Origin of the sequence: Rhodococcus ruber NBRC 15591 (genome assembly GCF_001894945.1) — a bacterium.
Lineage (GTDB): Bacteria > Actinomycetota > Actinomycetes > Mycobacteriales > Mycobacteriaceae > Rhodococcus > Rhodococcus ruber.
Genome location: NZ_BCXE01000025.1, coordinates 1 through 26,257, shown reverse-complemented (window position 1 = coordinate 26,257; position 26,257 = coordinate 1). Strand labels below are relative to the sequence as shown.

General features: G+C 71.9%; 21 protein-coding genes. 11 read left to right on the top strand and 10 right to left on the bottom strand.

The annotated features are described in order from the left end of the window. Positions 1-9: 9 nt before the first annotated feature. From RR3_RS17235 to RR3_RS17215, 5 genes are all read right to left on the bottom strand, one after another. The gene (locus RR3_RS17235; protein WP_064066268.1) at positions 10-1,476 is read right to left on the bottom strand and encodes a peptide MFS transporter; all 1,467 of its coding nucleotides are present in this window, start codon (positions 1,474-1,476) and stop codon (positions 10-12) included. 93 nt (positions 1,477-1,569) lie between these two features. Next, on the bottom strand, positions 1,570-1,947 hold the full coding sequence (locus tag RR3_RS17230; RefSeq protein WP_010593551.1) for a DUF3054 domain-containing protein: 378 nt from the start codon (positions 1,945-1,947) through the stop codon (positions 1,570-1,572). Positions 1,948-2,020: 73 nt separating this feature from the next. Next, positions 2,021-2,581: a YceI family protein gene (locus RR3_RS17225; protein WP_010593550.1), complete on the bottom strand. Its 561-nt coding sequence runs from the start codon at positions 2,579-2,581 to the stop codon at positions 2,021-2,023. Between the two features lie 105 nt (positions 2,582-2,686). Beyond that, positions 2,687-3,820: a lysylphosphatidylglycerol synthase transmembrane domain-containing protein gene (locus RR3_RS17220; protein ID WP_040274897.1), complete on the bottom strand. Its 1,134-nt coding sequence runs from the start codon at positions 3,818-3,820 to the stop codon at positions 2,687-2,689. A gap of 70 nt (positions 3,821-3,890) precedes the next feature. Continuing rightward, positions 3,891-5,360 carry an adenylate/guanylate cyclase domain-containing protein gene (locus tag RR3_RS17215; RefSeq protein ID WP_064066269.1) on the bottom strand — a complete coding sequence of 490 codons (1,470 nt, stop codon included), beginning with the start codon at positions 5,358-5,360 and terminating at the stop codon, positions 3,891-3,893. 168 nt (positions 5,361-5,528) lie between these two features. On the opposite strand from RR3_RS17215, the gene macS reads away from it, so the two are divergent. The 6 genes from macS to RR3_RS17185 all read left to right on the top strand — a co-directional run bounded on the left by macS (position 5,529) and on the right by RR3_RS17185 (position 14,502). Further along, entirely contained in the window at positions 5,529-6,737 is a 1,209-nt protein-coding gene (macS, locus tag RR3_RS17210; protein ID WP_010593547.1) for a MacS family sensor histidine kinase, read from the top strand. A 31-nt stretch (positions 6,738-6,768) separates the two neighbouring features. Further along, positions 6,769-7,422 (top strand): LuxR C-terminal-related transcriptional regulator, encoded by a 654-nt coding sequence (locus tag RR3_RS17205; RefSeq protein ID WP_225223230.1) that lies wholly within the window; start codon positions 6,769-6,771, stop codon positions 7,420-7,422. An 89-nt stretch (positions 7,423-7,511) separates the two neighbouring features. After that, a complete protein-coding gene (locus RR3_RS17200) occupies positions 7,512-10,382 on the top strand; it encodes an AfsR/SARP family transcriptional regulator (RefSeq protein WP_225223223.1) in 2,871 nt (956 codons plus the stop codon). 53 nt (positions 10,383-10,435) lie between these two features. Further along, positions 10,436-11,845 (top strand): FAD-binding oxidoreductase, encoded by a 1,410-nt coding sequence (locus RR3_RS17195; protein WP_064066270.1) that lies wholly within the window; start codon positions 10,436-10,438, stop codon positions 11,843-11,845. A 61-nt stretch (positions 11,846-11,906) separates the two neighbouring features. Further along, on the top strand, positions 11,907-12,581 hold the full coding sequence (locus tag RR3_RS17190; RefSeq protein ID WP_017681937.1) for a DUF1707 SHOCT-like domain-containing protein: 675 nt from the start codon (positions 11,907-11,909) through the stop codon (positions 12,579-12,581). A 73-nt stretch (positions 12,582-12,654) separates the two neighbouring features. Then, positions 12,655-14,502 carry a DUF2339 domain-containing protein gene (locus RR3_RS17185; RefSeq protein WP_064066271.1) on the top strand — a complete coding sequence of 616 codons (1,848 nt, stop codon included), beginning with the start codon at positions 12,655-12,657 and terminating at the stop codon, positions 14,500-14,502. 52 nt (positions 14,503-14,554) lie between these two features. Here the strand turns inward: RR3_RS17185 and RR3_RS17180 are convergent, their stop codons facing one another. The 4 genes from RR3_RS17180 to RR3_RS25325 form a co-directional block, all read right to left on the bottom strand. Continuing rightward, on the bottom strand, positions 14,555-17,686 hold the full coding sequence (locus tag RR3_RS17180) for an MMPL family transporter (RefSeq protein WP_010593541.1): 3,132 nt from the start codon (positions 17,684-17,686) through the stop codon (positions 14,555-14,557). 9 nt (positions 17,687-17,695) lie between these two features. Next, positions 17,696-18,388: an NYN domain-containing protein gene (locus RR3_RS17175; protein WP_010593540.1), complete on the bottom strand. Its 693-nt coding sequence runs from the start codon at positions 18,386-18,388 to the stop codon at positions 17,696-17,698. Further along, the gene (gene trmB, locus RR3_RS17170) at positions 18,385-19,167 is read right to left on the bottom strand and encodes a tRNA (guanosine(46)-N7)-methyltransferase TrmB (RefSeq protein WP_172603663.1); all 783 of its coding nucleotides are present in this window, start codon (positions 19,165-19,167) and stop codon (positions 18,385-18,387) included. Before trmB ends, RR3_RS17175 begins: the two co-directional genes overlap by 4 nt. A 142-nt stretch (positions 19,168-19,309) precedes the next feature. Then, positions 19,310-19,666: a pentapeptide repeat-containing protein gene (locus RR3_RS25325; RefSeq protein ID WP_371851041.1), complete on the bottom strand. Its 357-nt coding sequence runs from the start codon at positions 19,664-19,666 to the stop codon at positions 19,310-19,312. A 319-nt stretch (positions 19,667-19,985) separates the two neighbouring features. Between RR3_RS25325 and RR3_RS17160 the strand changes: the two genes are divergently transcribed. The 3 genes from RR3_RS17160 to RR3_RS17150 all read left to right on the top strand — a co-directional run bounded on the left by RR3_RS17160 (position 19,986) and on the right by RR3_RS17150 (position 23,888). Next, complete coding sequence (locus RR3_RS17160; RefSeq protein ID WP_064066764.1) at positions 19,986-21,425, top strand: coiled-coil domain-containing protein; 1,440 nt, start codon at positions 19,986-19,988, stop codon at positions 21,423-21,425. A 10-nt stretch (positions 21,426-21,435) separates the two neighbouring features. Next, positions 21,436-21,780, top strand: a complete 345-nt coding sequence (locus RR3_RS17155) for a DUF6802 family protein (protein WP_010593536.1) — start codon at positions 21,436-21,438, stop codon at positions 21,778-21,780. Positions 21,781-22,058: 278 nt separating this feature from the next. Continuing rightward, positions 22,059-23,888, top strand: coding sequence for a phosphoenolpyruvate carboxykinase (GTP) (locus RR3_RS17150; RefSeq protein WP_010593535.1), 1,830 nt, complete (start codon positions 22,059-22,061; stop codon positions 23,886-23,888). A gap of 90 nt (positions 23,889-23,978) precedes the next feature. Here RR3_RS17150 and RR3_RS17145 read toward each other — a convergent pair whose 3' ends face one another. Then, positions 23,979-24,455, bottom strand: coding sequence for a VOC family protein (locus RR3_RS17145; RefSeq protein WP_064066765.1), 477 nt, complete (start codon positions 24,453-24,455; stop codon positions 23,979-23,981). 251 nt (positions 24,456-24,706) lie between these two features. On the opposite strand from RR3_RS17145, the gene cysK reads away from it, so the two are divergent. Both cysK and epsC read left to right on the top strand, forming a co-directional pair. Beyond that, positions 24,707-25,642, top strand: coding sequence for a cysteine synthase A (gene cysK, locus RR3_RS17140; protein ID WP_003939081.1), 936 nt, complete (start codon positions 24,707-24,709; stop codon positions 25,640-25,642). A 7-nt stretch (positions 25,643-25,649) separates the two neighbouring features. Next, positions 25,650-26,228 carry a serine O-acetyltransferase EpsC gene (epsC, locus tag RR3_RS17135; RefSeq protein WP_010593533.1) on the top strand — a complete coding sequence of 193 codons (579 nt, stop codon included), beginning with the start codon at positions 25,650-25,652 and terminating at the stop codon, positions 26,226-26,228. The last annotated feature ends 29 nt before the right edge of the window (positions 26,229-26,257 follow it).

Here is a 26,257-nt window from a genome sequence, read left to right as displayed (position 1 = left end):
ACCGCCGGGTCAGTGCACCCCCTGCATCTTCCGCCGGATCCAGGGCGACAGCAGCGCCAGCACGACGCCGATCGCGATCGAACCGAAGCCGATCCACGCGAAGTACGGCCTCTCGTTCGCCTCGTCGTAGTACTTGGCGAGCGTGCCGGCCATCGCCGTGCCGAGTGCGACGGACAGGAAGAACAGCGCCACCATCTGGGTGTGGAAGTTGCGTGGGGCGAGCTTCGTCGCGAGGGACAACCCGACGGGGGAGAGCAGCAGCTCGGCGAACGTGAACAGCAGCAGGATGCCGGCGAGACCGAGCACGGGAGCACTGTTGGGGCCGCCGCCGGACATCGGGACGAAGCACAGGAATGCGATGCCCATGAGCATCGTGCCCATCGCGAACTTCGCCGGCGACGACGGCTGCCGGGGCCCGAGCCGGGTCCACAGCGCGGCGAACACACCGGCGAACACGATGATGAACACGGGGTTGATCGACTGCACCCATGCCGGCGGGAAGTCCCAGCCGAACAGGTTGCGGTCGAGGCGCTTGTCCGCGTAGACCGCGACGGTGGTGAACTGCTGCTGGAACAGCGACCAGAAGGCCGCGCTGGCCAGGAACATCGGGATGAAACTGACCACCCGGCTGCGTTCGGCCGGGGTGATCTGCCGACTGGACAGGATCACCACGAAGTAGACGACGGAGGCCGCGACGATCGTGCCGACCACGACGTCGGACAGGTTGTCGACGGTGACCAGTCCGGTCGCGAACAGCACCGCGATCAGGGCGAGCACGACGAGGGCGATCCCGGCGGCGCGGACCCGCTGGGTGGCGGGCAGCGGGTGCGGGGGCGTGGCGCCGATCCCGCGCAGGTGCTTGCGGCCGAGGGTGTACTGGATCAGGCCGAGCGCCATGCCGATCGCGGCCAGGCCGAATCCGTAGTGGAAGCCCAGCTCGGTCTGCGCCCACCCGGTGAGCAGCGGACCGATCAGCGCCCCGATGTTGATGCCCATGTAGAAGATGGAGAACCCGGCGTCGCGACGGGTGTCCTGCTCGTCGTAGAGATCACCGACGAGCGACGTCGCATTGGCTTTGAGGCCGCCGCTGCCGACCGCGACGAACACCAGGCCGACCGCCACTCCGGCGAGTCCGGGCAGCAGAGCCAGCGAGATGTGGCCGAGCATGATGAGGATCGCGCTGTAGAACAGCGTGCGTTCGGAACCGAGCAGCCGGTCCGCGATCCAGGCGCCGAGGATCGTCGACAGGTAGACCGTGCCGCCGTACGCGCCGACGATCGACGTCGCGGCCAGCTCGCTGATCCCCAGTCCACCGTCGGCGGCCGAGTAGTACAGGTAGTAGATCAGGATGCCCTGCATGCCGTAGAAGGAGAATCGCTCCCACATCTCGACACCGAACAGGTTGGCCAGGGCGAAGGGCTGGCCGAAGAAGGTTCGTTCCCGAGTCCGTTCGGGCGGCGGCGCGGTCTCGCTCATGGCTGTCACTCTCGCACAGCCCCGGTCTCCCGGACGGCGTTCGCCCCGGACCCTGTCCGATATGCGCACTACGGCTCGGACGGGGCGGAACGGTCAGGCGGCGTCGACGCGTCGGCGCGCCCAGAGGCCCGCCAGCAGGCGCCACCCGAGCAGGAACACCGCGAGCACGATCGATGCGACGACGATGAACGACCCGGCGGTGCCCTGGCCGGTGACGACCCGCAACAGCATCCCGACGACCACGGTGGACAGCCAGGCGAGCACGCCGGTCGGGACGACCAGCCACGGATCGAACTTCTCCTTGTAGAGCGCAGCCGTCGCGATCCATCCCGCGGTCAGGCCGGCCAGGAACGGCCATGCCGTGCTCGCGAGTCCGACCAGATCGACCCCCTCGTCGTGACTCGCGCGTCCGAGCGCGGCGAACACGATGACCAGGACGACGTCGATCAGGGCGGGTGCGTACTTCTTCACGTCGTCCAGCGTAGGGCGACGACGACAGCGAGCGCCCTCCGGGACGGGAGAGCGCTCGCTGTGCGGGACGGGATCAGGCCTGCAGGCCGGCCTCGATCTCGAGGTTGATGGTGATCTTGTCGCCGACGACGGCGCCGCCGCCCTCGAGCGGCATGTCGATGGAGATGCCGAAGTCCTTGCGGTTGAGGACGGTGGTGGCCTCGAAGCCGGCGACCGGGCCCTGGCCCATACCCGGGTTCACTCCGTTGAACTCGAGCTTCAGTTCGACGGGCTTGGTGACGCCGTGCAGGGTGAACTCGCCGTCGACCACGTAGTCGCTCCCGGCGGTGCGCACGCCGGTGGACCGGAAGGTCGCGGTCGGGAACTGCTCGGCGTCGAAGAAGTCGGCGGAGCGGATGTGGGCGTCGCGATCGGCGTTCCTGGTGTCGATGGACGCGACCTGGATCTCGGCGGCGACGGCGACCGTGCCGTCCTCGGCGACGGTGACGGCGCCCGAGAAGTCGTCGAACGTGCCGCGCACCTTGCTGACGACGAGGTGCCGGACGGTGAAGCCCACCGTGGAGTGGACCGAGTCGATGACCCAGGTGCCGGCGGTGAGCCCGGGGAAGGTGGCGGTGGTGGCGGCGGTGGTCATGGGTGCTCCTCCTGGTCGAGTATTGGTTGAAGTTTCAACCTTCGATGCAGTCAACGATCGCATCCAATGGTTGATTCCGCAACTACTTTTGATGTGAGGTGGATCTCACTCCGGCGCGGGGGTGCCCTCGCTCGCGGCCCGGCCGCGACGTCGTTCGAGCACCGAACGGGCGTGTTCCTCGCGTTCGAGATCGGCGTCGATGTCCTCCTCGTGCCGGCTCGTCCGGAACTTGAAAGCCACCACCGTCCACCCCACGAGCGCGACCAGGATGAAGCTCACGCCCCGGTACACGAACACCGCCGCCAGGGCCTGCGAGGCACTCATCCCGGCCGCGGTGAGCGTGGCGATCAACGTGCCGTCGACGAAACCCAGCCCGCCGGGCGCGAGCGGAATGCTCCCCACCGCCTTGGCGGCCGCGAACGCGATCAGCAGTCCCGGCAGCGACGGCTCCCCGCCCACCGCCCAGCACGCGAACCCCAGACACGCGACGTCGAAGACCCGGTGCACGGCCGACCAGCCGATCGTGGCGAGCCCGTCGCGCCGACCCAGGTGCACCGCCTCGATCTGCCCGAGGACCTGCTCGAACTTCTCCAACCCGGTGTCGGCCGGCTTGCGCAGCAGGCGGTTGACGCGCGCGAGAACCCACGCCCCGGCCGACTCGACGGACGACGGATTGCGGGACGCGTACCGGACGCCGACGATCAACGCGATCACCCCGGCCACCGACAGCACCAGCGTCACCGGGCTCACCCGCGTACCGACCGCGAACGCGCCGCCCACGCCGACCGCTGCGAGCGTCACCGCCGCGATCACCCCCGAGACCGCGAGTTGCCACGACGCCACCACCGGCGTCGCACCCCAGCGCCGGGTCTGCTGGTAGGTGAACGCGGTGGAGAACACCGGACCGGCCGGCAACGTCACCGCCATCGCCGTGCTCGCATAGATCACCGACGCCGAGCGCACGTGCCCGACGACGACCTCCCCGGCGCGCAGCAGCCGTCGCTGGACTTCCGCGAAGCCGCTCAGCGACAGGGCCTGCGCGAGGATGCACGCGGCCAGCCAGCCCCAGTGCAGTTCGGTCAGAGCGCGCCAGGAGTCGGCCAGCGTCGGCCACAGGTAGATGCCCTCGACGACCAGCAGGGCGACCAGCGCCACGGCGAGCAGCCACTTCACCCGCCCGAAGCGACCCCGGCGCCGCGTGGCGTCGGGTGCTGGCGGATCACGTCGGGGCTGCGCCACAGGATTCAGCGTAGCCAAGCGGACCGGAGGGTGGATCGTCCTTTTCGTCGCCGACTCGTCCGGCCGTCCGTCACTCGTGGCCCGATTCCGGATACCGCACCGGCCAGGCGAGATGCGTCACCCGGCGGCGGCCCCGCAGCTGCACCTCGTCGCCGAGCTCCCAGTGGGCCCGTTCCTCGTCGTCGGCGAAGTACAACGCGCTCGACGACGCGAGCACCCGGCTCGGCCGCAGCTTCGCCAGTTCGGTCAGCCGCGACGCCTCGTTCACCGGATCGCCGATGACGGTGTACTCGAACCGTTCGGCCGCGCCGATGTTGCCGGCCACCGCCAGCCCCGCCGAGACCCCGATGCCGATGTCGAGATCGGTGATCTCGTCCAGCGCGAATCGCAGCTCCCGGGCCGCCGCGAGCGCGGCGGTGGGCGCGTCGGGCCGGTCCAGCGGAGCGCCGAAGATCGCCAGCGCCGCGTCGCCCATGAACTTGTTGACGAAGCCGTGGTGCCGGTCGACGACGTCCACCACGACCCGGAAGAACTCGTTGAGCAGCTCGACGACCTCGCCCGGCGGGCGTTCGGCCGCCGTCGCCGTCGATCCCACCATGTCCACGAACAGCACTGCGACGTAGCGGGTCTCCCCGCCGAGCTCGGTGCCGTACTGCAGGGCACGGCGGGCCACGTCCTCGCCGACGTGCTGACCGAACAGCTGGCGCAGCCGCCGCCGCTCGTCGGACTCGGCCATCATCCGGTTGAAGCCGACCTGCAGGCGGCCGATCTCGCTGCCGTCGAACACCTCGACCTGCACGTCCGTCGCGCCGCGCTGGGCCCGCTCGATGGCCCAGCGCAGCTGCTTGACCGGGTCGGAGATCTGGGCCGCGGTGAGCGACGACAGCACCCCCGCCAGACCGATCGCCATCACCGACAGGGCCAGCACCGCCCAGGCCATCGCGTCCACCGGGAACTCGACGTCGGTGGTCAGCTGCGTGACGCACAGCAGGGCGATGCCGCCGGCCGGCATCAGCGTGCCGAGCCCCCACGTCATGGCGAGGCGCGTACCGACACCCGGCGCGAGGGTCCGGTCGAACTCCCCCTCGCTCAGGGCCCGCGCCGCCACCGGCCGCAGGATCCGCTCGCCGAGCATGTACGTGAACCCGAACGTGCTCGTGGCGGCCATCGCGACGGTGATCGCCACCGCCACCGCCAGCTCCGGCATCTCCTCCGCGGTGAGGAACACGAACAGCACGCCGCCGAGGATCCACAGGACCAGGTGCACGATCGCCTGCCGCAGCGGCGCGTGCAGCGCGGACATCTGCTCGGATCGGGTCGGCGGGCCGCCGCGCAGCTGCCAACGCACCACCGCCCGCAGCATCAGGGCCGCGGCCGTCAGGCTCACGATCCCGGCGAACACCAGATACACCGCGAACACCGCGAAGTTGCGGACCCGGTCCGCGATGATGTTCTCGTTCTCGGACAGCGGGATGCCGTACCGGACGAACGCGAACACCAGCAGCGCGCCGAACAGGTTCGACGCCCCCATCGAGGCCATGTAGAGCGGCCAGCGACTACGCAACGTCGCCGCGACGGCTCGATAGGACCCCAACACGACATCAAATCAAACCACTGTGCCCACCGTCACAGCGCACCATGGTCGTGATCCGGGCGTTTCGGGCGGTTACCCTCGGCGCGACGACCGACCGGGAAGGGGAACGTCCGCATGGTCCGGCGCAGAGCCGACGACAGGCCGCCGCGTCGCGTCGCCGTGCCCGCCGCACCCGCCCGGGACCGGATCGGCGCCGACCCGGACGCGCCGCTGTGGCGGGCCGCGCAGGTGTTCCGGCTCGTCACCGTCGTCTACGCCGTGAGCTCCCAGTTCTCCACCGTCACCCACTACACCTCCCCGCAGCTCAGCTGGTTCTTCGTCGCGCTGCTGGCGGTGTGGTCCGGCGTGTCGGCGGTGCTGCTGTCGCAGGGAGTCGGCCGGCGCGCCGTGGTGGTCGGGATGGATCAGGTCGTCGCGGTCGCACTCATGGGCGCGACGCGGCTCGTCGCCGACCACGACTGGTACAGCGCCCATCAGACGCTGCCCACCACCCTCTGGGTCGCCAACGCGGTGCTCTCGGCCGCGATCCTCGGCGGTCCCGCCGCCGGCGTGGCATCCGCGCTGGCGATGGCCTCGGTCAGCGCGGTGGTCCGCGACCAGATCAACCTCGACCTGTGGCGGGACGCGACCGCCCCCGTCCTCGTCGCGGTCGGCGTCGCGATGGGATTCGCCACCACCACCGCCCGGCGCGCGCACCGGCAGCTCGAACAGGCCGTGCGGGTGGCGGCCGCCACCGAGGAACGCGACCGGCTCGCCCGCGAGGTGCACGACGGGGTGCTGCAGGTCCTGGCCCTGGTGCGGCGCCGGGGCACCGCTCTCGGCGGGGAGGCCGCCGAACTCGCCCGGCTCGCCGGGGAACAGGAGGCCGCGCTGCGGATGCTCGTCTCCGAACAGGGCACCCGGCTCGACCGCGGCGACGAACTCGTGGACCTGCGGGCGCTGCTGCGGGGCCAGGCCGGTGCCGGCGTCACCGTTTCGGCGCCCGCCGACCCGGTCCTGCTCGACCGCGTCCGCGCCGCGGAACTGGCGGCGATCGCCACCACGGCGCTGACCAACACCACGCTGCACGCGGGTGCCGGGGCGAAGGCGTACGTGCTGGTCGAGGACCTCGGCGACGAGGTGATCCTCAGCGTCCGCGACGACGGGAAGGGCATCGCGGACGGGCGGCTCGCCGAGGCCCGCGCCGAGGGCCGGATGGGTGTGTCGAAGTCGATCGTCGGCCGCGCGCAGTGGCTCGGTGGCGTCGCGGTGCTCGACAGCGCGCCCGGTGCGGGCACCGAATGGGAGATCCGGATTCCGAAGAGGGGAGCACGAGGTGGGTGAGGACAGCGCGACGAGCGGCCCGATCACGGTGATGGTCGTCGACGACCACCCGATGTGGCGCGACGGCGTCTCGCGGGACCTCGACGCGGCCGGCTTCCGGGTCGTCGCCACCGCCGACGGCGTCGGTGCGGCCGCGCGCCGGGCCGCGGCGGTGCAGCCGGCCGTCGTGCTGATGGACATGACGCTGCCCGACGGCACCGGCACCGAGGCCACCGTCGCCGTGCTCCGGGCCTCCCCGGCCAGCCGCGTGCTGGTGCTGTCCGCGTCCTCCGAGCGGGACGACGTCCTCGGGGCCGTGAAGGCCGGTGCCTGCGGGTACCTGGTCAAGAGCGCGTCGGCCGCCGAGCTGGCCGAGGCCGTGCGGGCGACCGCTGCCGGGCAGGCGGTGTTCACGCCCGGCCTGGCCGGTCTGGTCCTCGGCGAGTACCGCCGCATGTCCTCCGGCGAGTACCGCCGCATGTCGTCGGACTCCGGCCGGCGCGCCCCCGCCCCGCCCACCCTCACCGAACGCGAGACCGAGGTGCTGCGGCTCGTCGCGAAGGGACTGTCGGCCAAGCAGATCGCCGCCCGGCTCACCCTCAGCCACCGCACGGTGGAGAACCACGTCCAGGCCACGCTGCGCAAGCTGCAGCTGGCCAACCGCGTCGAGCTGACCCGGTACGCGATCGAACAGGGACTGGACTAGCGCACCGGGCGTCACCGGTCCTCTAGAATTCGACCGCTTCCGCAGTCCGGTTGCGGCGGTGGCGTGCTCGATCGAAAGGCGGAGCGCGGATGACTACCCCTGGCGTGGCGCTCGGCGTACTCGGAGGCTTCGCCGTCAGCGTCGACGGACGACCCGTCGACCTCGGTGGCATCCGGCAGCGCGCCCTGCTTGCCGCGCTCGTCGTCGCGTTCCCGGGCGACGTGTCGGGTGAGCGGCTGCTCGAGCAGGTCTGGCACGACGTCGACGACCCGAAGACGAGCTCGCTGCACTTCGCCGTCTCCAAACTGCGCGACCGGCTCAGCCCGCAGCGGCCGCGCGGGGACGAGGGCGTGATCGTCCGGGAGGGCTCGCGGTACCGGCTCGCCGTCGCCGCCGAGCAGATCGATGCCGTCCGGTTCACCGACCTCGTCGCGCGGGGCGACCGGCTGCGCGAGCAGGGCGCCGCTCAGGCCGCCGCCGAGGCGTACGCGACAGCCCTCTCGTGCTGGCGCGGGTCGCCCTACGCCGACGTCGCCGACGCCGAGTTCGTGCGCCCCGAAGTCGCCCGGCTGACGGCGGTCGAGTTGCGCACCCGCAAGGCCCTGCTGCAGATCCGGCTGGACCTGGGCGGCGCCGACGTCGTCGAGACCGCCGAGCGGCTCGTCGCCGCGCACCCGCTCGACGAACGGGCCTGGGAACTGCTGGTCGTCGCCCTCTACCGGGCGGGCCGGCAGGCGGACGCGCTGGCGGCGCTGCGCCGCGTGCGCACCGTGCTCGACGGTGAACTCGGCATCGAACCGGGCACCGGACTGCGCGAACTCGAAACGGCGGTGCTGCGGCAGGACGACGCGCGGCTGCTCGGCACGGCGATCCCGCCGGCGGCCGCGGCCCCGCGGAACCCGAACTCCACTCTGCCGTGCCCACGCACCGCCCTCGTCGCCCGCGGCCGTGAACTCGCGGAGGTCGGTGCGGCGGTGGCCCGGGAACCGTTGGTCACGCTCGTCGGCCCCGGCGGGGTCGGCAAGACACGTCTGGCGGTGGAGGTGTGCCGCCACGGCGGTGAACGCCGCGCCGACGGACCGTGGTTCGTGGACCTGGGGGCGGTGCGCGCCGACGCGCTGGTCGCCGCGACCGTGGCGGCCGCCCTGCAGATCCTCGGCCCCGGAACCGTCGATCACCTGGCGACGGTCCTCGCCCCCCGCGAGTTCGTCCTCGTCCTGGACAACTGTGAGCACCTGCTCGACGGGGTCGTGGAGCTGGTGACGGCGCTGCTCGAGCGCTGCCCCGGCGTGCGGATCCTGGCGACGAGCCGGGAGCCGCTCGGCCTCGACGGCGAATGGGTCTACGAGGTGCCGCCGTTGGACGAGGACGCGGCCGTCGAGCTGTTCGGCGTCCGGGCCGCCGGGGTGGTGCCGGGCTGGACGATCCACGACGCGGTGACCGAGCCCGTGCGCCGCATCTGCACCGAGCTCGACGGGATCCCGCTGGGCATCGAGCTGGCGGCGGCACAGCTGCGGGTGCTGTCCGAGCAGCAGATCGCGGAGGGGCTGAGCGACCGGTTCGCGCTGCTGCAGGGCGGCTCTCGCACCGCTCCGCCTCGGCAACGCGGACTCGCCGACGCGATCGAGTGGAGCTACCGGCTCCTCGACGACGAGCAGGCGCGGTTGCTGCGCGAGGTGGCGGTGTTCGCCGGCAGCTTCGATCTCGAGGGCGCCGCCGCCGTGCACGGCAGCGCGCCGCCGCTGAGCGTCCTGCCGCCGCTGACCGCCCTCGTGCGACGGTCGCTGCTACGCGTGGAACCGGCGTCGTCGCCGCGGCGGTACTCGATGCTGCAGACGATCCGGGAGTTCGCCCTGGAACGCGTGGACGCGTCCGAACGGGACCGGACCGCCGTCGTGCACCGCCGGTTCGTGCTGCGGCGGGCCCTCGCGGCGACGCCGCACCTGCGCGGCTCCCGGGCGCGGCAGACGTTCGACGCCCTGACGGCGGACATCGCCGAGCACCGCGCCGCGGCGGCGTCCGCCGCAGCCGCCGGCGACGCCGTCTACCTGCTCGAACTCGCCGGAGCGCTCTACTGGTTCTGGTACCGGCGCGGGCACATCCGGGAGGGCCTCGAGGTGATCTCGGCGGGGCTCGGGGCGGTGGAGGGGTCCGCCGCCGTCGTCCCGGATGCGACCCTGTCGTCGGCGCTGACCGGACTGGGCGGACTCACCTACCTGGCGGGCGACCCGGCCACCGCGGCGGCCGCGCTGCTCCGGTCCGCCGAGACCGCGGCGCGCACCGGCGATGCCGTCACCGAGGCATGGATGCGCTCCTGGTGGGCGTACTGCTCCGCGATCACGGGACCGTCCGAGGAGTTCCTGCGCGCAGCCCACGAGAGTGCCGACGTCCTGCGCCGGGAGGGTGCCGTGTGGCAGCGCGCCGACGCGCTGCTCATCGAGGGCATGATCCTGCGCTTCCTCGGCCGGCCCGAGCGGGCCCAGCAGGTGTTGCGCGAGGCCGTCGAGACGGGCGAGCGCTGCGGCCACGGCTGGGCGGTCGGCTCGGCGTCGTGGACCCTCATGCGCACCGCGATGGACGTCGGGGACACGGATGCGGCGCTCGACGCGGTCCGGGTGATGCAGCCGGTTCTCGAGGCCGAGGGTGACGTGACGTCGTGGCTGGTACTCGTCCACAGCGCCGCGGCCCTGGTGGCCCGGCTCGGCACACCCGACGTCGGCGCGATGCTGCTCGGCGCGGTCCGTGCCCTCGGTGGCCGCATCGGCTTCCTGCCCGAGGTGATGGATCCCGTCGACGGGCCGCGCGAGGTGGCGGTCGTCCGCGATGCGCTCGGGGGGACCGAGTTCGAACGGTACGTCGGTCTCGGCGCCGGCCTGGACCGCGCGGAGGTGAGCGCGCTGCTCGACCGGCTGTGCCGGACGGGGCACGTCGGTGCCCAGCCGGAGCTAAGCGGCAGCTAAGCCCCGTTCGCTGTCCTGGAGGGGACCCCGAGTCGTCCCCACCGAGGAGCATCATGTCCCACCAGCCGTCCCCGACCCTGGCCGCCACGTCCGTCGCCGACCGCCTCCGCACCGCCGTCGCCGGCGCGGTCCACGCCCCCGACGACGAGGGTTACCGCCTGTCCGCCACCGGCTTCAACGTCGCCACCGTGCACCGCAGCGCCGCGGTGGTGGTCGCCTCGAGTGCCGCCGACGTCGCCACCACCGTCCGGATCGCGGCCGAGTGCGGACTGACCGTCGCGGTGCAGGCCACCGGCCACGGCGCGGCCCCCGCACCGGAGAACAGCATCCTCGTCGACACCGCCCTCCTCGACGGGGTGAGCATCAACCGGGCCGAGCGCACCGCCACCGTCGAGGCCGGGGTCCGCTGGCGGCAGGTGCTCGATGCGGCCGCCCCGCACGGGCTGGCACCGCTGGCCGGGTCGTCGCCCGACGTCGGCGTGGTGGGGTACACCCTCGGCGGTGGTCTCGGACCGATCGCCCGCACCCACGGCTTCGCGGCCGACCGGGTGCTGCGGATGGAGGTCGTCACCGCCGACGGACAGCTGCGGCGGGTCACCCCCGACGAGGAACCCGACCTGTTCTGGGCGCTGCTCGGCGGCGGCGCGGCGTTCGGGATCGTCACCCAGATGACCTTCGAGCTGCTCCCCATCCAGACCCTCGACGGCGGCGGCCTCTTCTACGACATCGCCGACGCACCGGCCGTGCTGCGCCGCTGGCGGGACTGGATCTCCGCGGCGCCGATGTCCGTGTCCAGCTCGCTGGCGATCGTCAACTTCCCGCCCCTGCCCGTCCTGCCCGAGCCGCTGCGCGGCCGCACCGCCGTGCACGTGCGGTTCGCGCACGTCGACGACCACGAGGACGGGGTGGAAGTGCTCGCCCCGATGCGGGCGGCGGCCACCCCGATCCTCGACACCGTCGCCGAGATCGTGTACCCGGCGCTGGGCTCGATCCATGCCGACCCCACCGATCCGATGCCCGCCGCGGAACGTTCCGTGTTGTTGCGGGAACTCCCGGACGCCGCCCTCGACGCCCTGCTCGCGGTCGCCGGTCCCGCCGGCGGGCTGCCGATCGCGTTCGCCGAGCTCCGCGCGATGGGTGGCGCCCTGAGCGCTCCGCCGGAGACCACCAACGCGGTCGGGGGTCGCGACGCCGCGTTCAATCTGTTCACGGTCGGTGTGCTGGCGCCGCCCGTCGCCGACGCGGTGCCCGGTGCCCTCGAGTCCGTCGTCGAGGCACTCGCGCCGTGGGGAACCGGGGGCGCATCGACGAACTTCGCCGGCGCGGCGGACGGTGTCCCTGCCGCTCGGGTGGCGAGGGCGTGGACCCCGGCCCAGCGTGCGCGGCTCGCCGGGATCCGCGCGGCCTACGACCCCGCCGGGGTCTTCGCGTCCGCGGCGCGGTGGCCCGCCTCGGCGGTCTGAGCCCGACGATTCCTCGCTTCATGATCGTCCGGCAAGCGCGGCAGCGCCTACCCTGTCGATCATGGAGTCGAGGGATCTGCGTGTTTCGGACGCCGAGCGCGAACACGTCGGAACGTTGCTGCAACGGGCGGTGGGGCAGGGGATGCTGTCGCTGGGGGAGTTCACCGAGCGGATGGACACCGCGCTGGCCGCGAAGACCCGCGGAGAACTGAACGCCGTGCTCGTCGACCTGCCCGGCGTGCAGGTGCGGCCCGAATACCTGCCGCACCCCGCCCAGCCCGGTCCCGTCCCGGCGCCACCCGTGCCCGGCCCGGGGCATTCCGCCCCACCCGTGTCCGGCCCGGTGTATCCCGCGCCGTCCCCGCACATGCAGGTACCCACCATCCGTGGCCGGATGTCCACCCTCAGCCGCAAGGGCCGGTGGGAGGTGCCACCGGTGCTGCGGCTCGACACCCTGATGTCCTCGGTGACCCTCGACTTCACCGAGGCCGTCATGCGCACCCAGGTCGTGCGGATCCAGGTCGACGACTACCTCAGCTCCCTCACCCTGATCGTCCCCGCCGAGGCCACGGCCGACATCAACGGTCTCGACACGGTCGCCGCGAGTGCCCAGTCGAAGGTGCGCAACGGACCCCCGTTCGGTCCGCTGCACCTGATCGTCGACGGGACCGTCCGCCTCGGTTCCGTCAACGTCAAGCACCCGCTGGGGACGACCTTGCGCAAACTGCTGGGCTAGGCAGCAGTACCCGAGCCGCATGTGCGGTAGTGATACTCATGCCCACGGACGCCGGGCCGCGGACCATGTAGGCATGAGTACGCCGACTCCGCCCGGTCTCGATCCGCGGCTCGTCGCCCAGCTGTCCGGCGAGTGCTACGCGCTCGAACAGCACCTGCACGCCGTCGGCGCGCACGTCGCACACCTACGGGCCCAGCTCGACCGCCTCGCTGTCGTACCGGCGCCCGTACCGGCCCCGACCCCGAGCCCGGTGCCGGCCCCGCCGCCGGCGCCGTCCATGACGCGGACCCCGCCGCCACCCCGACGGCCGGTCCCGCCGGTGGCCCCACCGAAACCGTCGGCACCGGCGCGGGAACCGTGGTGGCAGCGCGACGGCGTGATCAGCCGCCTGCTCGCCGTCGCCGGGGTGGCGGTCACCCTCATCGGCGTCGTGATGCTGCTCGTGCTCGCCGCACAGGCCGGGATCTTCGGTCCCGTGCCCCGCGTCGTCTCCGGTGCGGTGCTGTCGGCCGCGCTCGTGGCTGCCGGGATCCGGGTGCACCGCCGCGAGGGCGGACGCGTCGGCGGGGCCGCCCTGGCCGCGACCGGTTTCGCGGGCGGCTACCTGGTGGTCTTCGCCGCGACCGCGTACTACCGGTGGGTGCCGGCGGTCGTCGGTCTGGCCGCCGCGCTCGTCGTCGCCGGCGCGGGCGTCGCGCTCGCGGTGCGCTGGTCGGACCGGATCCTGGCCGTGCTGCTCGTGCTCGGTGCCGCACTGCTCGCCCCGGTCCTGTCGGAGGGCGACCCGCTGCCGCTGCTCGGCTTCCTGCTGGTGTTGCTCGTCGCGAGCTTCCCGGCCCAGTGGCAGCGCAACTGGGCGCTGCTGCATCTCGCGCGGGTCGTGCCGATCGTCGCGGTCCTGCAGGCGACGATCGGCGGGGGCGAATTAGCCGACCGCGGCGAGCAGGCCTGGCTGGTCGGATTCCCGGTGGCGGTGGCCGTCTTCGTCGCCGGCACCGCGGTGCTGCTGCTGCGCCGGGACCCGGGCGACGTCGTCGCCGCGGTGTGCCTGGCGGTCGCGGCACTGCCGCTGCTCACGGTCGGAACAAGGCTGGACCGGTGGCCCGCCGTCGCACTCGAAGCCACGGCCGCCGCCGGGTACCTCGCGCTGTTCGCGCTCGCCGGCCCCCGGTCGCGCCCGCTTCGGGTGGCGTCCGCCGCGGTGGCGGCGTTCGCGCTGCTGCACGCATGCCTCACCGGTGCGAGCCCCGACGCGGCCGCCACCGTCCTGCTCGCCGTCGCCGCCGGTTATGCAGGCGCGGCCGCATCGATGCGCTCACGTCTGCTGTTCGTCGCCGGCCTCGGCTTCTGGGTGCTCGGCGGCGCGATGTTCTACGACGGGGCCGAAATCGAGAATCTCACCGACCGGATGCAGGCGGTGGACCGCCTCGACGTGACCACGCTGGTCACGTCGGTCCTGCTCGCCGCGGTCACGCTGCTGTTCGCGTGGACGGCGACACGACTGCATCTCGTCCGGGACCGGGGCGTGCCCTGGGTGTGGAGCGGCGCGGCGCTCGTGGTGCTGTACGCGGTGACCACCGCCCTCGTCACGGCCGGCGTCCTCCTGGGCGGCGCGGATGCGGGGTTCGTCGCCGGGCACGCCGCCGCGACCATCTGCTGGATGATCGCGGCGACCGCGATGCTGGCGTTCGGTCTCGCCCGCACCGAGTATGCGCATGCCGCGCTGGCCGCCGGGCTGTCGCTGACCGGTGCCGCCCTCGCCAAGCTCTTCCTCTTCGACCTCGCCGCCCTCGAAGGGGTGTGGCGGGTCGTCGCCTTCATCGTCGTGGGCCTGCTACTGCTCGCGGTCGGCACCCGCTACGCCAAGGCGTTCGCCGGCCGGGAAGCCGGCTCGTCGGAGTCGGGGCACGACGCGGACTGATCCGTGCGGGTCAGTCGCGGCCGGTCAGTCGCGGCGGGTCAGTCGCGGCGGGTCAGTCGCGGCGCTGCCGCGCGATCAGTTCGCTCACGCTGATCGACTGGCTGTTCTCGGCTCCGCCGTGCCGGCCGCCCTGCGCGTGCTGCTCGTCGGCCTGCGCCCGCTGGGCCGGGGCGTCGTCGGTGGGGGCGCCGGTCTCCGCCGGCGGTGTCGTCTGCGTCCGATCGCCGGTGACCGGCTGATCCGCCGTCCGCGGATTCGCCCGGCGTAGCTGTGAGAGCCAGTTCTCGATCGCCTGCGGGTCCCGGACGGGTGCGCCGGAAGAGCGCGGTTGCGGCGGTTGTGGACGCACGTAGGTCTGCGTCACCGGGGGTGGCACGTCGCCGCGTTGCCGACGGGGCAACGGGGGCGTGGCGGGCCGCCCCGCGGGGGAAACGCCGCCCGGCTCGCCGCTCGGGGCCGGGGACGGCGCCTGCGGATCCGGGGCCTGCTGCGGGCGGGGCCGCTGGGGCAGGGGACGTTGCGGCAGCGGTTGCGGCGCCTGCGTCGGCTCGGCGCGCGGTGGCCGCGGTTCGGGTGCCGGCGGACGGGGACTGTCCTGGGCGGGCGGACGGGGACTGTCCTGAGCGAGCGGACGGGGACTGTCCTGGGCGGGAGCCGGCCGGGGTGGCGTCGGTGCCGGGATCCGGCCCGACGGATTCTGGGCCGCCGGTTGCTGCGGCCGTGCCGGCGAGGCCGGGGCGGCACCGGTCGGGCGGCGGGGCGGCCGGTCCCGATCCTCCGGTGCCCGTGCCGGGGGCTCCACCGGGCGTGAGGGGCGCGGCGGCGCCGACCGGCGGACGGGCGGCTGCAGGTCGCGCACGCGTCGCTGTTCGGCGGCCGAGCGGGGTGCGGCGATCTTCGGCAGCGGCTGCGTCATCGGATCGTCCAGGGCGACGCCGGCGACGGTCGGCAGTCGATGCGATCCGGTGGCTGCGACGGTGGCCGGGCCGAACATGCCGACGGTGATCAGCTCCGGCACGTCCTGCGGCATGAGCTCGTTGTCGAGGATCGGTTCGGCGAGCCCGATCTTGGCCTGGATGCGTTTCATCCACGCCGGCGCCCACCAGCAGTCGTCGCCGAGCAGTTTCATCGTCGCCGGAACGAGCAGCATGCGGATGACGGTGGCGTCGATGATCAGGGCCGCGATCATGCCGTAGGCGATGTACTTCATCATCACCAGTTCGGAGAAGCCGAAGGCACCGGTCACGACGATCAGGATCAGCGCTGCGGCCGTGATGATGCGGCCGGTGTGGGCCGTGCCGATCCGGATGGACTCGGTGGTGCTCGCCCCCTGCGAGCGGGCTTCGACCATGCGGGAGAGCAGGAACACCTCGTAGTCGGTGGACAGGCCGTAGATGATCGCGATGATGAGCACGAGCACCGGCGACATGATGGGGCCGGGGGTGAAGTTCAGTGGGCCGGCCCCGTGGCCGTCGATGAAGATCCACGTGAGGATGCCCAGGGTCGAGCCCAGACCCAGGGCGCTCATCAGCGCCGCCTTGATCGGCAGCACCAGCGACCCGAAGGCCAGGAACATCAGCAGGGTCGTGAGCACCACGACCACCGTCACCATCAGCGGCAGCGTGTTCATCAGGGCGGCGATCGAATCCTGCTCGATCGCCGGTGTCCCGCCGACGAGTACCTCCACGCCGTCGGGCCACTGCGCCGCATGCAGGTAGTCGATGGTCTCCGCGGAGTTGTTGCGGTCCTCGAGGCCGGCCTTGACGACGCGGACGCCGTCCCGGGCGGGGCCCTCGATGGTGAACTTCTCCACCAGGCCGGGGGCCGAGCTGGCCGTCTGGATGATCTGGTTGAGGTCGCCCCCCTCGGCCCCGCGGACGACGATGCGTACCGGCTCGGCGCGCTGGCCGGGGAACAGGTCGTCGAACTGCTCCTGGGCGAGCCGTGTCGGATGGTCGGGCGGCAGGTAGGTCTCGTTGATGCCGCCGAACTTGATGCCGGTCAGCGGCACGATGAGCAGCAGCAGGCCGATCACGGTGGGAATCGTGACCTTGAGCGGGTTGCGCATCACCCAGCGGGTGATGCGTCCCCAGATGCTGTTCTCGATCTGTTCGTTGGACTGGATCTGCCCGAACCGGGACCAGCCCCACTTGTCGATGTTCCTGCCGAGGATGGCCAGCATGGCGGGCAGCAGTGTGATCGAGGTGATCGCCGCGAGGGACACCGTCGCGATCGCGCCGTAGGCGACGGACTTGAGGAATCCCTGCGGGAACAGCAGCAGGCCGCCGAGGCTGGTGACGACCATCGTGGCGGAGAACACCACGGTGCGTCCCGCCGTCATCACCGTGCGCCGGATCGCGGCGGGCGTGGCGTAACCCTCGGCGAGTTCCTCCCGGAACCGGGACACCATGAACAGGCCGTAGTCGATCGCCAGACCCAGGCCGATCAGGGACACCACCGGGGCGACGAACGAGTTCACCTCGGTGAAGTTCGTGATGAGCCGCACGATGCCGTTGGCGGCGACGACCGTCAGTCCGCCGGTGATCAGCGGCATCGCGGCCGCGATCACGCCGCCGAAGACGAAGAACAGCAGGATGCCGACCGCCGGAATGGCGAGCAGTTCCATGCGCTTGATGTCCTGCGCCATCGTGTCGTTGAGGGCGCCGGAGATCGGTTGCAGGCCGGCGAGCTGCACGTCGACCCCGTCGATGAGGAACTCGTCCTTCACGTCGCGGAAGTTGTTGGTCAGCTCGGTGTCGTTGTCACCGGCGATGGCGATCGACGCCACCGCGTGCTGCCGGGACTCGTCCGCGAGGGCGGGCACCGCGGGCGCCCCGTTGGTCGGCCAGTACGCGCCGTTGATCTTCAGGATCTGCTCGGAGTGGTCCTCGACCAGCGAGTTCAGGCTGTCCTTGACCTTCGCCGCGAACTCCGGATCGTCGACCGTCCGGCCCTCCGGCGCCGTGTACAACGCGAGGACGTCGCCGTTCGTGTCCCGGCCGAAGGTTCCGTCGGCCAGCTTCGCCGCGGCGACGGACTCCGAGCCGGGATCGTCCCAGCCGCTCTGGCTGAGATGATCGCTCAGGCCCGCGCCGTACCCGGCGAGCCCGAGCAGACCGGCGACCATCACCGCGATGACGGTGAAGCGCGCGCGGTGGACGAGCTCTCCCCAGCGGTCGAACACGAAACTCTCCTATTCGGCCACGCTCTTGCGGCCCACGAGCAGGGCGGACAGCGGTCGGAACGGCTGCAACCAGGCGCCCTCGTCGGGCAGCGAGTCCAGGCTCACGCGTGGCAGCGGCTCGCGGAACACCCCCGGGATGTCCTCGAGATCGAGGAAGTCGAGCACCTCGGACGTGACCGCCCAGCTGGCGTGCTCGCGGAAACCGAGGACCTGCACCGCCACGCCGGTGGCGGCGATCTCCTCGAGCGGTTCCCGGAACGCCTGTCCGTCGGCGGAGGCGACCATCACCCCCGCCAGACCCTCACTGCGTCGCAGCGCGATGTGCCGCAACATGTCGGAGTCTACGTCGCTGTCCTCGTCGATCTTCGGCTTGGCGAACACCGCGAAACCCACGTTGCGCAACGCCTCGACCCACGGGCGCACCACGTCGGCGCTGCCCGGCGCGATGTTCGTGAACACCGTCGCCTCGGGTTCGAGGGTGGCCGTCGTGGTGCGGGAGAGTTCGGCCGTGCGGCTGAGCAGCCACCGTCCGAGCGCGTCGAACCGCGGCCGGTACGCGGCGGTGGGCCGGCCACCCAGAATGGCACCGAGACCCATGTCCAGGTTCGGGGCGTCCCACACGAGCAGCACCCGCTCGCGCCGCTCGGTGCCGTCCGCCGTGGGAGCCGCGGACACGTCGGACAGTTCTTCGTGGACGCTCATGCCCTGATCTTCCCCCACACGAGCTCCGTGATGCTGCTGCCCACCCGCTGCGCCTTGTCCTCGAACTTCGTGACGGGGCGTTCGTGGCTGATGGGGGAGTCCCAGTCGAGGCTCGTCAGCAACGGCTCGGCGTTGCCCGCCTCGGCGATGGCTTCGGCGTACTCGGCGTGGTCGGTCGCCACGTGCAGCACGCCACCCGGCTGCAGCCGGCTCGCGATCAGGGCGAACGTCGGCGGCTGCAGGAGCCGGCGCTTGTGGTGACGGGCCTTGGGCCACGGGTCGGGGAAGAACACCCGCACTCCGGTCAGCGACTCGGGCGCCACCATGTGCTCGAGCACCTCGACGGCGTCGCCGCGCAGGATCCGCAGGTTCCGGATCGGCGTGTCGGTGTCGTAGGTGCGCTCGATCTGCTGCAGGGTCTGCGCGATACCGGGCTTGTAGACCTCGACGGCGATGAGGTTCACGTGCGGTTCGGCGCGGGCCATCGTCACCGCGGCGGTGCCGGTGCCGGAGCCGATCTCCAGCACGACCGGAGCCGAACGGCCGAACCAGGCGTCGACGTCGAGCCGGTCGTCGCCGACGTCGCGGCCCAGCTCGGGCCAGCAGCGGTCCCACGACTCCTGTTGCGGAAGCGTCAGCGCACCCCGCCGCGAGCGGAAACTCGTCACCCGCGGGTACAGACGGTTTCCTCGGGTCGGGCCCTGCTCCAGCGTCTCGGTCGTGTCCAGATCGGCGTCGTTCACCCGACCATTGTCGCGTATCGACGGAGTGTGTGGCAGGAGGGACTGATGTGACCACAGTGTTTTCTCAGGGTGCCCTGGGTTTTCTCGGGGTGTCCCGGGTTTTCTCGGGGTGCCCCGCCCCGGGCCGCTGCCGTCGGCGGCCTCCTCTGCCAGAATCGGCGGCGACACACGGGGGTGGTCATGGTGGGGGATGCGGGGGCCGCGCACGCTCGGTGGCGGCAGATCGTCGAGGACATCGGCCGGTTCGACGCCGGAGCCGGCCGACAGGCCCAGTGCGCCCTCGAGCGGCACGACGCCCCGCTGCGGGTGCAGATCGCCGGCCGCGGCGGTGCGGTCCGTCCCACCCTCCGCACCGCCGTCGAGTCGGCGGTCGCGACGGTCGCGCACGTCGAAGCCGCGCACGTCGAAGCCGCGCACGTCGAAGCCGCGCACGTCGAAGCCGCGCACGTCGAAGCCGCGGAACTCGACTCGCCGGACCGGCCCGAACCGGTCCTCGACGCGGACGTCGTCCTCCTCGTCCTCGCCGCGCGGGCACACCCCGCCGATCTGGCGGCCCTCGCCCGCTCCGCGGATCCGGCGGCACCGGTCCCGGGCCACGACGAGCGCCTCGTCGTCGTGCTCGATCGGACCGAGGGACTCGACGACGACGACGCCGCGTTCGCCCGTGCCGCCGCGCAGGTGCGACGGCCGGTCCTCGCGCCCGGGTCGGCGCCGGCGGCGGTGGCCGACCGGCTCGGATCCGCGCGCCGCCGCCGTGCCGCCGCGCTCGCCCGCGACCTGGCCGGCATCGCGGCCGGCCCGCAGGCCCGCGACGTCATCGAGGCCGCCCTCGACGATCTCCTCGGGACGGCGTGATGGGCCCGGCCGACGTCGGCGACGTCGTGCGCCGCTGGAACCCGGACGGATGGGCGCGGCTGCAGGCACCGTCGGGCCCGCCGCGGGTCCGGGTCGCCGGGGTGGACGGCTGCGGTTGCGCAGCGCTCGTCGACGAACTCTCCGCGCTCGACGCGGCCCCGGAGTACGTCCGTGACGGCCGCGCGACCGTCGTGCTGACGGTGTTCGAGGCCTCGGCCTACCTCGGCCGGACCGAACTCGCCGTCCTCGAGTCCGCCGGACGGGGCGCCGGCCGCGTGGTGTGCGCCCTCACCGGCATCGACGCGCACCCCGACTGGCGGGAGGTGCACGAACGGGACGTCGCGCTGCTGCAGCGGCACGCGCCCTGGCTCGGTCCGGTGACCCTGCTGCCCGTCGGGACGTCGCTCGCCGCCCGCGCCCGCGTCGTCGGCGGCGACGCGGGCGCGGTGCTGCGGCTCGAATCCGGGATCGTGGACCTGCACGAGGCCCTGACAGCGGCACTCGTCGCGGGCCCGCACACGGACCGGGCCCTGCGCACCGCCGTCGTCGCGGAGACCCGCCACCTCGTGGCCCGCGCGGCCGCCGAGTTGCGCGCCGGCGACGACACCGCGGCGCTGCGCGCCGAACGGGCGCGGTGGAGCCCGCGCGCGTCCACTCCCGCCGACGACGGCGGTCTCCGCGCCGAACTGCAACGGGCCCGCCTCGACACCGCACAGGCCGTCTCGGCGGCCGTCCGGGCGGCGTCCGCCGAGGTCCGCGACGCCCTCGAGTCGGTGGACCCGGCGCGCGTGCCGGACCTGCTCGGCGACGCGGTGCGCGACCTGTACGTCCGGGTGGATGCGGTCGTCACCGCGCGGCTGGCCCGCATCGGTCCGGCCGAACAGCGACCGGACGGACCGCCGGTGGCGCCCCCGCGTCTCGCGCCGCCGTCCCCGCGACGTTCCGTGGAGGACCGCCTCACCGTGGTGATCGGTGCTTCGGCGGCGGCCGGGCTGGGGCGGGTCGCGGTGTCCCCGCTGTCCCTGGTGCCCGGGCTCGAGCTGGCGACGGTACCGCTGAGCCTGCTGCTCGGCGCGGCGGCGGCGTGGTGGCTGGTGCGGATCCGGCGCCGGCTCGCCGAACGGGACCGGATGCGCCGGTGGGCGCTCGAGGAACTCGTCGACGTGCGGGCCGAGCTCGAGGCAGTCGCGCTCGAGCGGATCGTCGACGCCGAGGCGCGGCTCGGGGCCGCCGTCGCCGCCGGGCGCGCCGCCCGGATCGCCGCCGCCCGGGAGCGCATCGCCGCCGTCGACGACGAACTGCGACGTCGCGCCGAGGACCGGGCCGGGAAGCTGGTGGCCTGCGAGCGCGATCTCGCGGTACTCGCCCGGGCGGGAACCGGAGGCCGGGCGGGCGCGTCCAACGCGATGACGGCGTCCGACGGTGTGACGCGGGAGTGAGGAGCGCACGATGGTGGACGGTTCGATCGGTATCGACGACGGGGAACCCGACCCACCCGCCCCGGGACGTCCGGCGTTCGTCCCGGGACTGGCCCCGGCGCTGCTCGACCCGGCCGGTCCGGGTGCGCTGCCCCCGGCCGTGGACGTCGACGGCGACGGGTTGCCCGAGACCGTCACGTTCACCACCGCGGAGGCTCTCGTCGTCGCCTCGGACACCGACGCCGACGGCTGGTTCGACCGGGTCACCGAACTCGGCGACGACGGACGGTTCGGCGTGTGGCAGTTCCGGCGCGACGTCGACGGGGCAGAGTCCTGGACCCGGATTGACGAAGGTCACCTGGACGGGGGAAAGTGAGGCAAATCGCCTGTGCCGGGAGGGTGTGATGCGGGTACGCTGTCGCCCCTCTGAATCGTTTCTGTGACATTTCCGACCGGCCCCGATTGCCATCACCCCGAAGTCCGGCGTTAACCTCTATGAATAGGACATCCGGCGCCCGCCTCGTCCGTTCGGCCACGGAGGAAGCGGGTGGTACCCCTGCCGAGAGGGGGAGTCCGGGTCCGCCGCTGGTCCCTGGGACGGTTCGTCGCAGGTCGGGGGAGGGATCCGGTTCCGGCGCACCCCAGGAGAGTTTGATGACCTCAGTGACCATTCCCGGTCTGAACGGCACCGACGGCACACCCCCGACCCAGCATGCCGAGCTGCTCGCATGGGTCCAGGAGGTCGCCGAACTCACTCAGCCGGACCGGGTCGTCTGGGCCGACGGGTCCGACGAGGAATGGGACCGGCTGACCACCCAGCTGGTCGAGGCGGGGACCTTCACCCGCCTCAACGACGAGAAGAAGCCCAATTCCTTCCTGGGTAACTCCGACCCGTCGGACGTCGCGCGCGTCGAGTCGCGCACCTTCATCTGCTCGCGCAACGAGGTCGATGCCGGACCGACCAACAACTGGATGGATCCGGCCGAGATGCGGGCCACCATGACCGAGCTGTACCGCGGCAGCATGCGCGGACGCACCCTGTATGTGGTGCCGTTCTGCATGGGCCCGCTCGGCGCGGACGACCCGAAGCTCGGCGTCGAGATCACCGACTCGGAGTACGTCGTCGTCTCCATGCGGATCATGACCCGCATGGGTGCCGCGGCTCTGGAGAAGCTGGGCACCGACAAGCCGTTCGTCAAGGCCCTGCACTCCGTGGGTGCGCCGCTCGAGCCCGGCCAGAAGGACGTGCCGTGGCCGTGCAACGACACCAAGTACATCACCCACTTCCCGGAGGACCGCGAGATCTGGAGCTACGGCTCCGGCTACGGCGGCAACGCCCTCCTCGGCAAGAAGTGCTACTCGCTGCGGATCGCGTCGGCCATGGCGCACGACGAGGGCTGGCTCGCCGAGCACATGCTGATCCTCAAGCTGATCTCGCCGGAGGACAAGGCCTACTACATCGCGGCCGCGTTCCCCAGCGCCTGCGGCAAGACCAACCTCGCGATGATCCAGCCGACCATCCCGGGCTGGCGCGCCGAGACCCTCGGCGACGACATCGCCTGGATGCGCTTCGGTGAGGACGGCCGGCTGTACGCGGTCAACCCGGAGTACGGCTTCTTCGGCGTCGCGCCCGGCACCAACCACGGCTCCAACCCCAACGCCATGAAGACGATGGAGGCCGGCAACACGCTGTACACCAACGTCGCGCTGACCGACGACGGCGACGTGTGGTGGGAGGGGCTCGAGGGCGATCCGCAGCACCTCACGGACTGGAAGGGCAACGACTGGACGCCCGAGTCCGGCACCCCGGCCGCGCACCCGAACTCGCGGTACTGCACCCCGATGTCGCAGTGCCCGATCCTCGCCCCCGAGTGGGACGATCCGCAGGGCGTGCCGATCTCCGCGATCCTGTTCGGCGGTCGCCGCAAGACGACCGTGCCGCTGGTGAGCGAGTCCCTCGACTGGCAGCACGGCACCTTCCTCGGTGCGACGCTGTCGTCCGAGCAGACCGCCGCCGCGGAGGGCAAGGTCGGCACCGTCCGTCGTGACCCCATGGCGATGCTGCCGTTCATCGGCTACAACGCCGGCGACTACCTGAACCACTGGATCAACATCGGCAAGTCCGCCGACTCGGACAAGCTGCCGAAGATCTTCTACGTGAACTGGTTCCGTCGCGGTGACGACGGCCGTTTCCTGTGGCCGGGCTTCGGGGAGAACTCCCGTGTGCTCAAGTGGATCGTCGACCGCATCGAGCACCGGGCCGGCGCCCAGTCCACGCCGATCGGCTTCGTGCCGTCGGCCGCGGACCTCGATCTCGAGGGCCTCGACGTCGACCGCGACGACGTCGACGAGGCCCTGAAGGTCGACGTGGCGGAGTGGAAGGAAGAGCTGCCCCTGATCGAGGAGTACTTCGAATTCCTCGGTGAGAAGGTGCCCTCCGGCATCCGTGACGAGTTCGAGGCCCTGAAGCAGCGCCTCGGCTGACGCCTGACCGACCGAATACTCGACCGAATGTCACATCGGATCGCTTGGATCGATCCGATGTGACATTCGGCGTTTCAGGGTGCCGGTTGCTCAGGACGACCGGCTCGTGAGCCATTCGTCGATGCGACGTCGTGCCTCCTCGGGCGCGACGTCCTCGACCCGCGTCATGATCGCCCACCGGTGCCCGAACGGGTCGAGGATCGTCCCGAACCGGTCGCCGGTGACGAATGTCGACGGTTCCTCGAAGACCTGCGCCCCTTGCTCGACGGCGCGGGTGAACGTCGTGTCGACGTCGGTGCAGTACAGCACGTAGGAGTGGTCGACGACGTTCGTCCCGTCCGGGGCGCGCAGGCCCATGGCCGGCGCGGGGTCGCTCAGCTGGAGCCGGCCGCTGCCGAAGTCCAGTTCGGCGTGCGCGATCGTGCCGTCGGGCCCGTCGGTGCGATCGACGACCTCGGCACCGAACACGGTGCGGTAGAACTCGACGGCGCGGGCCGCACCGTCCACGACGAGGAACGGGGTGAGGGCGGTGTAGCCGGTGGGAATCGGTTTCACGGAATGCGTCATGCGACCAGTCTCGCGTCGTCACCGTCCGCAGTATTGGACGTTTCCGACATCGTTCGCCCGGCCCACGGACCGAATGTCACATGGGTTCGATTCGATCGAAGCCATGTGACATTCGGTCCGTTCCGCGGCGACGGGTTCGCCGTGGCACGCCGTGCGGCTCCCCACGTGAATCGGACATCCGGCGGAATGATGCAATAGGTGACGACGGAACCAATCCGGTCGGCACTGCGACCGGGAGGAGGATCGGGCCCATGAGCGGTATCTACAACAATGTCACCGAGCTGGTCGGGCGAACCCCGATCGTGCGGCTGAACCGGCTGACCGAGGGGCTCGACGCCCAGGTCGCGGTCAAACTCGAGTTCTACAACCCGGCCAACAGCGTCAAGGACCGGATCGGCGTGGCGATCATCGACGCGGCCGAGAAGTCCGGCGAGCTGCGGCCCGGGGGGACGATCGTCGAGGGCACCAGCGGCAACACCGGCATCGCGCTGGCGATGGTCGGTGCCGCGCGCGGCTACAAGGTCATCCTGACGATGCCCGAGACGATGTCCACCGAGCGGCGGGTGATGCTGCGTGCGTTCGGCGCCGAGATCGTCCTGACCCCCGGCTCCGAGGGCATGGCCGGGGCGGTGTCGAAGGCGGAGGAGATCGTCGCGAAGACCGAGAACGCGATCCTCGCCCGCCAGTTCGCGAACCCGGCGAACCCGGAGATCCACTACAACACCACCGGTGAGGAGATCTGGAAGGACACCGGCGGGGAGGTCGACATCTTCGTCGCCGGCATCGGCACCGGCGGCACCATCACCGGTGCGGGCCGCAGGCTCAAGGAATACAAGCCGGAGGTGAAGATCGTCGGCGTCGAGCCCATCGATTCGCCGATCCTCACCGGCGGGCAGCCGGGCCCGCACAAGATCCAGGGCATCGGCGCGAACTTCGTGCCCGACGTACTCGATCGCGCGGTCTACGACGAGATCGTCGACGTCTCGTTCGACGACGCCGTGCGCGTGGGCCGGGATCTCGGTACGCAGGAGGGCATCCTCGGCGGCATCTCGTCCGGCGCGATCGTGTGGGCGGCGCTGGAACTGGCGAAGCGCCCGGAGAACGCCGGCAAGCTCATCGTCGCCGTGGTCTGCGACTTCGGCGAGCGGTACATCTCCACTCCGCTGTTCGAGCACATCCGGGACTGAACGAATCGTGAGTGTTCTGCGCACCCTCCGGGAAGACCTGCAGGCGGCCCGGGGCCACGATCCGGCCTCGCGTGGTGACATGGAGAACGCCCTCGTGTACTCGGGCCTGCACGCGATCTGGTCGCACAGGCTGGCACACCGGATGTGGGCGCGACCGGCGCTGCGGGGACCGGCTCGCGTCCTGGCGCAGTTCACCCGCTTCCTCACGGGCATCGAGATCCACCCCGGCGCGACGATCGGCCGGCGATTCTTCGTCGACCACGGCATGGGCGTGGTGATCGGGGAGACCGCCGAGATCGGCGACGACGTGATGATCTATCACGGCGTCACGCTCGGCGGGCGGTCGCTGGCACGGACCAAGCGGCACCCGACCATCGGCAATCGGGTCACCATCGGCGCGGGGGCGAAGGTCCTCGGGCCGGTGGTGATCGGCGACGACGTCGCGATCGGCGCGAACGCGGTCGTCACGCGCGACGTCCCCGCCGACTCGATCGCCGTCGGCATCCCGGCGACGATCCGGCCCCGCAAGTCGCACGAGGAACTCGTCGACCCGGCGTGCTACATCGATCCCGCGATGTACATCTGACGTCCGCCGCCGCGTGACGGCCGAATGTC

Excerpts from the sequence above, each read along its gene's own strand:
- RR3_RS17235 (WP_064066268.1), bottom strand. The coding sequence starts at position 1,476 with ATGAGCGAGACCGCGCCGCCGCCCGAACGGACTCGGGAACGAACCTTC.
- RR3_RS17225 (WP_010593550.1), bottom strand. The coding sequence starts at position 2,581 with ATGACCACCGCCGCCACCACCGCCACCTTCCCCGGGCTCACCGCCGGC.
- RR3_RS17215 (WP_064066269.1), bottom strand. The coding sequence starts at position 5,360 with ATGGCCTCGATGGGGGCGTCGAACCTGTTCGGCGCGCTGCTGGTGTTC.
- macS (WP_010593547.1), top strand. The coding sequence starts at position 5,529 with ATGGTCCGGCGCAGAGCCGACGACAGGCCGCCGCGTCGCGTCGCCGTG.
- RR3_RS17205 (WP_225223230.1), top strand. The coding sequence starts at position 6,769 with ATGGTCGTCGACGACCACCCGATGTGGCGCGACGGCGTCTCGCGGGAC.
- RR3_RS17200 (WP_225223223.1), top strand. The coding sequence starts at position 7,512 with ATGACTACCCCTGGCGTGGCGCTCGGCGTACTCGGAGGCTTCGCCGTC.
- RR3_RS17195 (WP_064066270.1), top strand. The coding sequence starts at position 10,436 with ATGTCCCACCAGCCGTCCCCGACCCTGGCCGCCACGTCCGTCGCCGAC.
- RR3_RS17190 (WP_017681937.1), top strand. The coding sequence starts at position 11,907 with ATGGAGTCGAGGGATCTGCGTGTTTCGGACGCCGAGCGCGAACACGTC.
- RR3_RS17185 (WP_064066271.1), top strand. The coding sequence starts at position 12,655 with ATGAGTACGCCGACTCCGCCCGGTCTCGATCCGCGGCTCGTCGCCCAG.
- RR3_RS17175 (WP_010593540.1), bottom strand. The coding sequence starts at position 18,388 with ATGAGCGTCCACGAAGAACTGTCCGACGTGTCCGCGGCTCCCACGGCG.
- RR3_RS17160 (WP_064066764.1), top strand. The coding sequence starts at position 19,986 with ATGGGCCCGGCCGACGTCGGCGACGTCGTGCGCCGCTGGAACCCGGAC.
- RR3_RS17155 (WP_010593536.1), top strand. The coding sequence starts at position 21,436 with ATGGTGGACGGTTCGATCGGTATCGACGACGGGGAACCCGACCCACCC.
- RR3_RS17150 (WP_010593535.1), top strand. The coding sequence starts at position 22,059 with ATGACCTCAGTGACCATTCCCGGTCTGAACGGCACCGACGGCACACCC.
- RR3_RS17145 (WP_064066765.1), bottom strand. The coding sequence starts at position 24,455 with ATGACGCATTCCGTGAAACCGATTCCCACCGGCTACACCGCCCTCACC.
- cysK (WP_003939081.1), top strand. The coding sequence starts at position 24,707 with ATGAGCGGTATCTACAACAATGTCACCGAGCTGGTCGGGCGAACCCCG.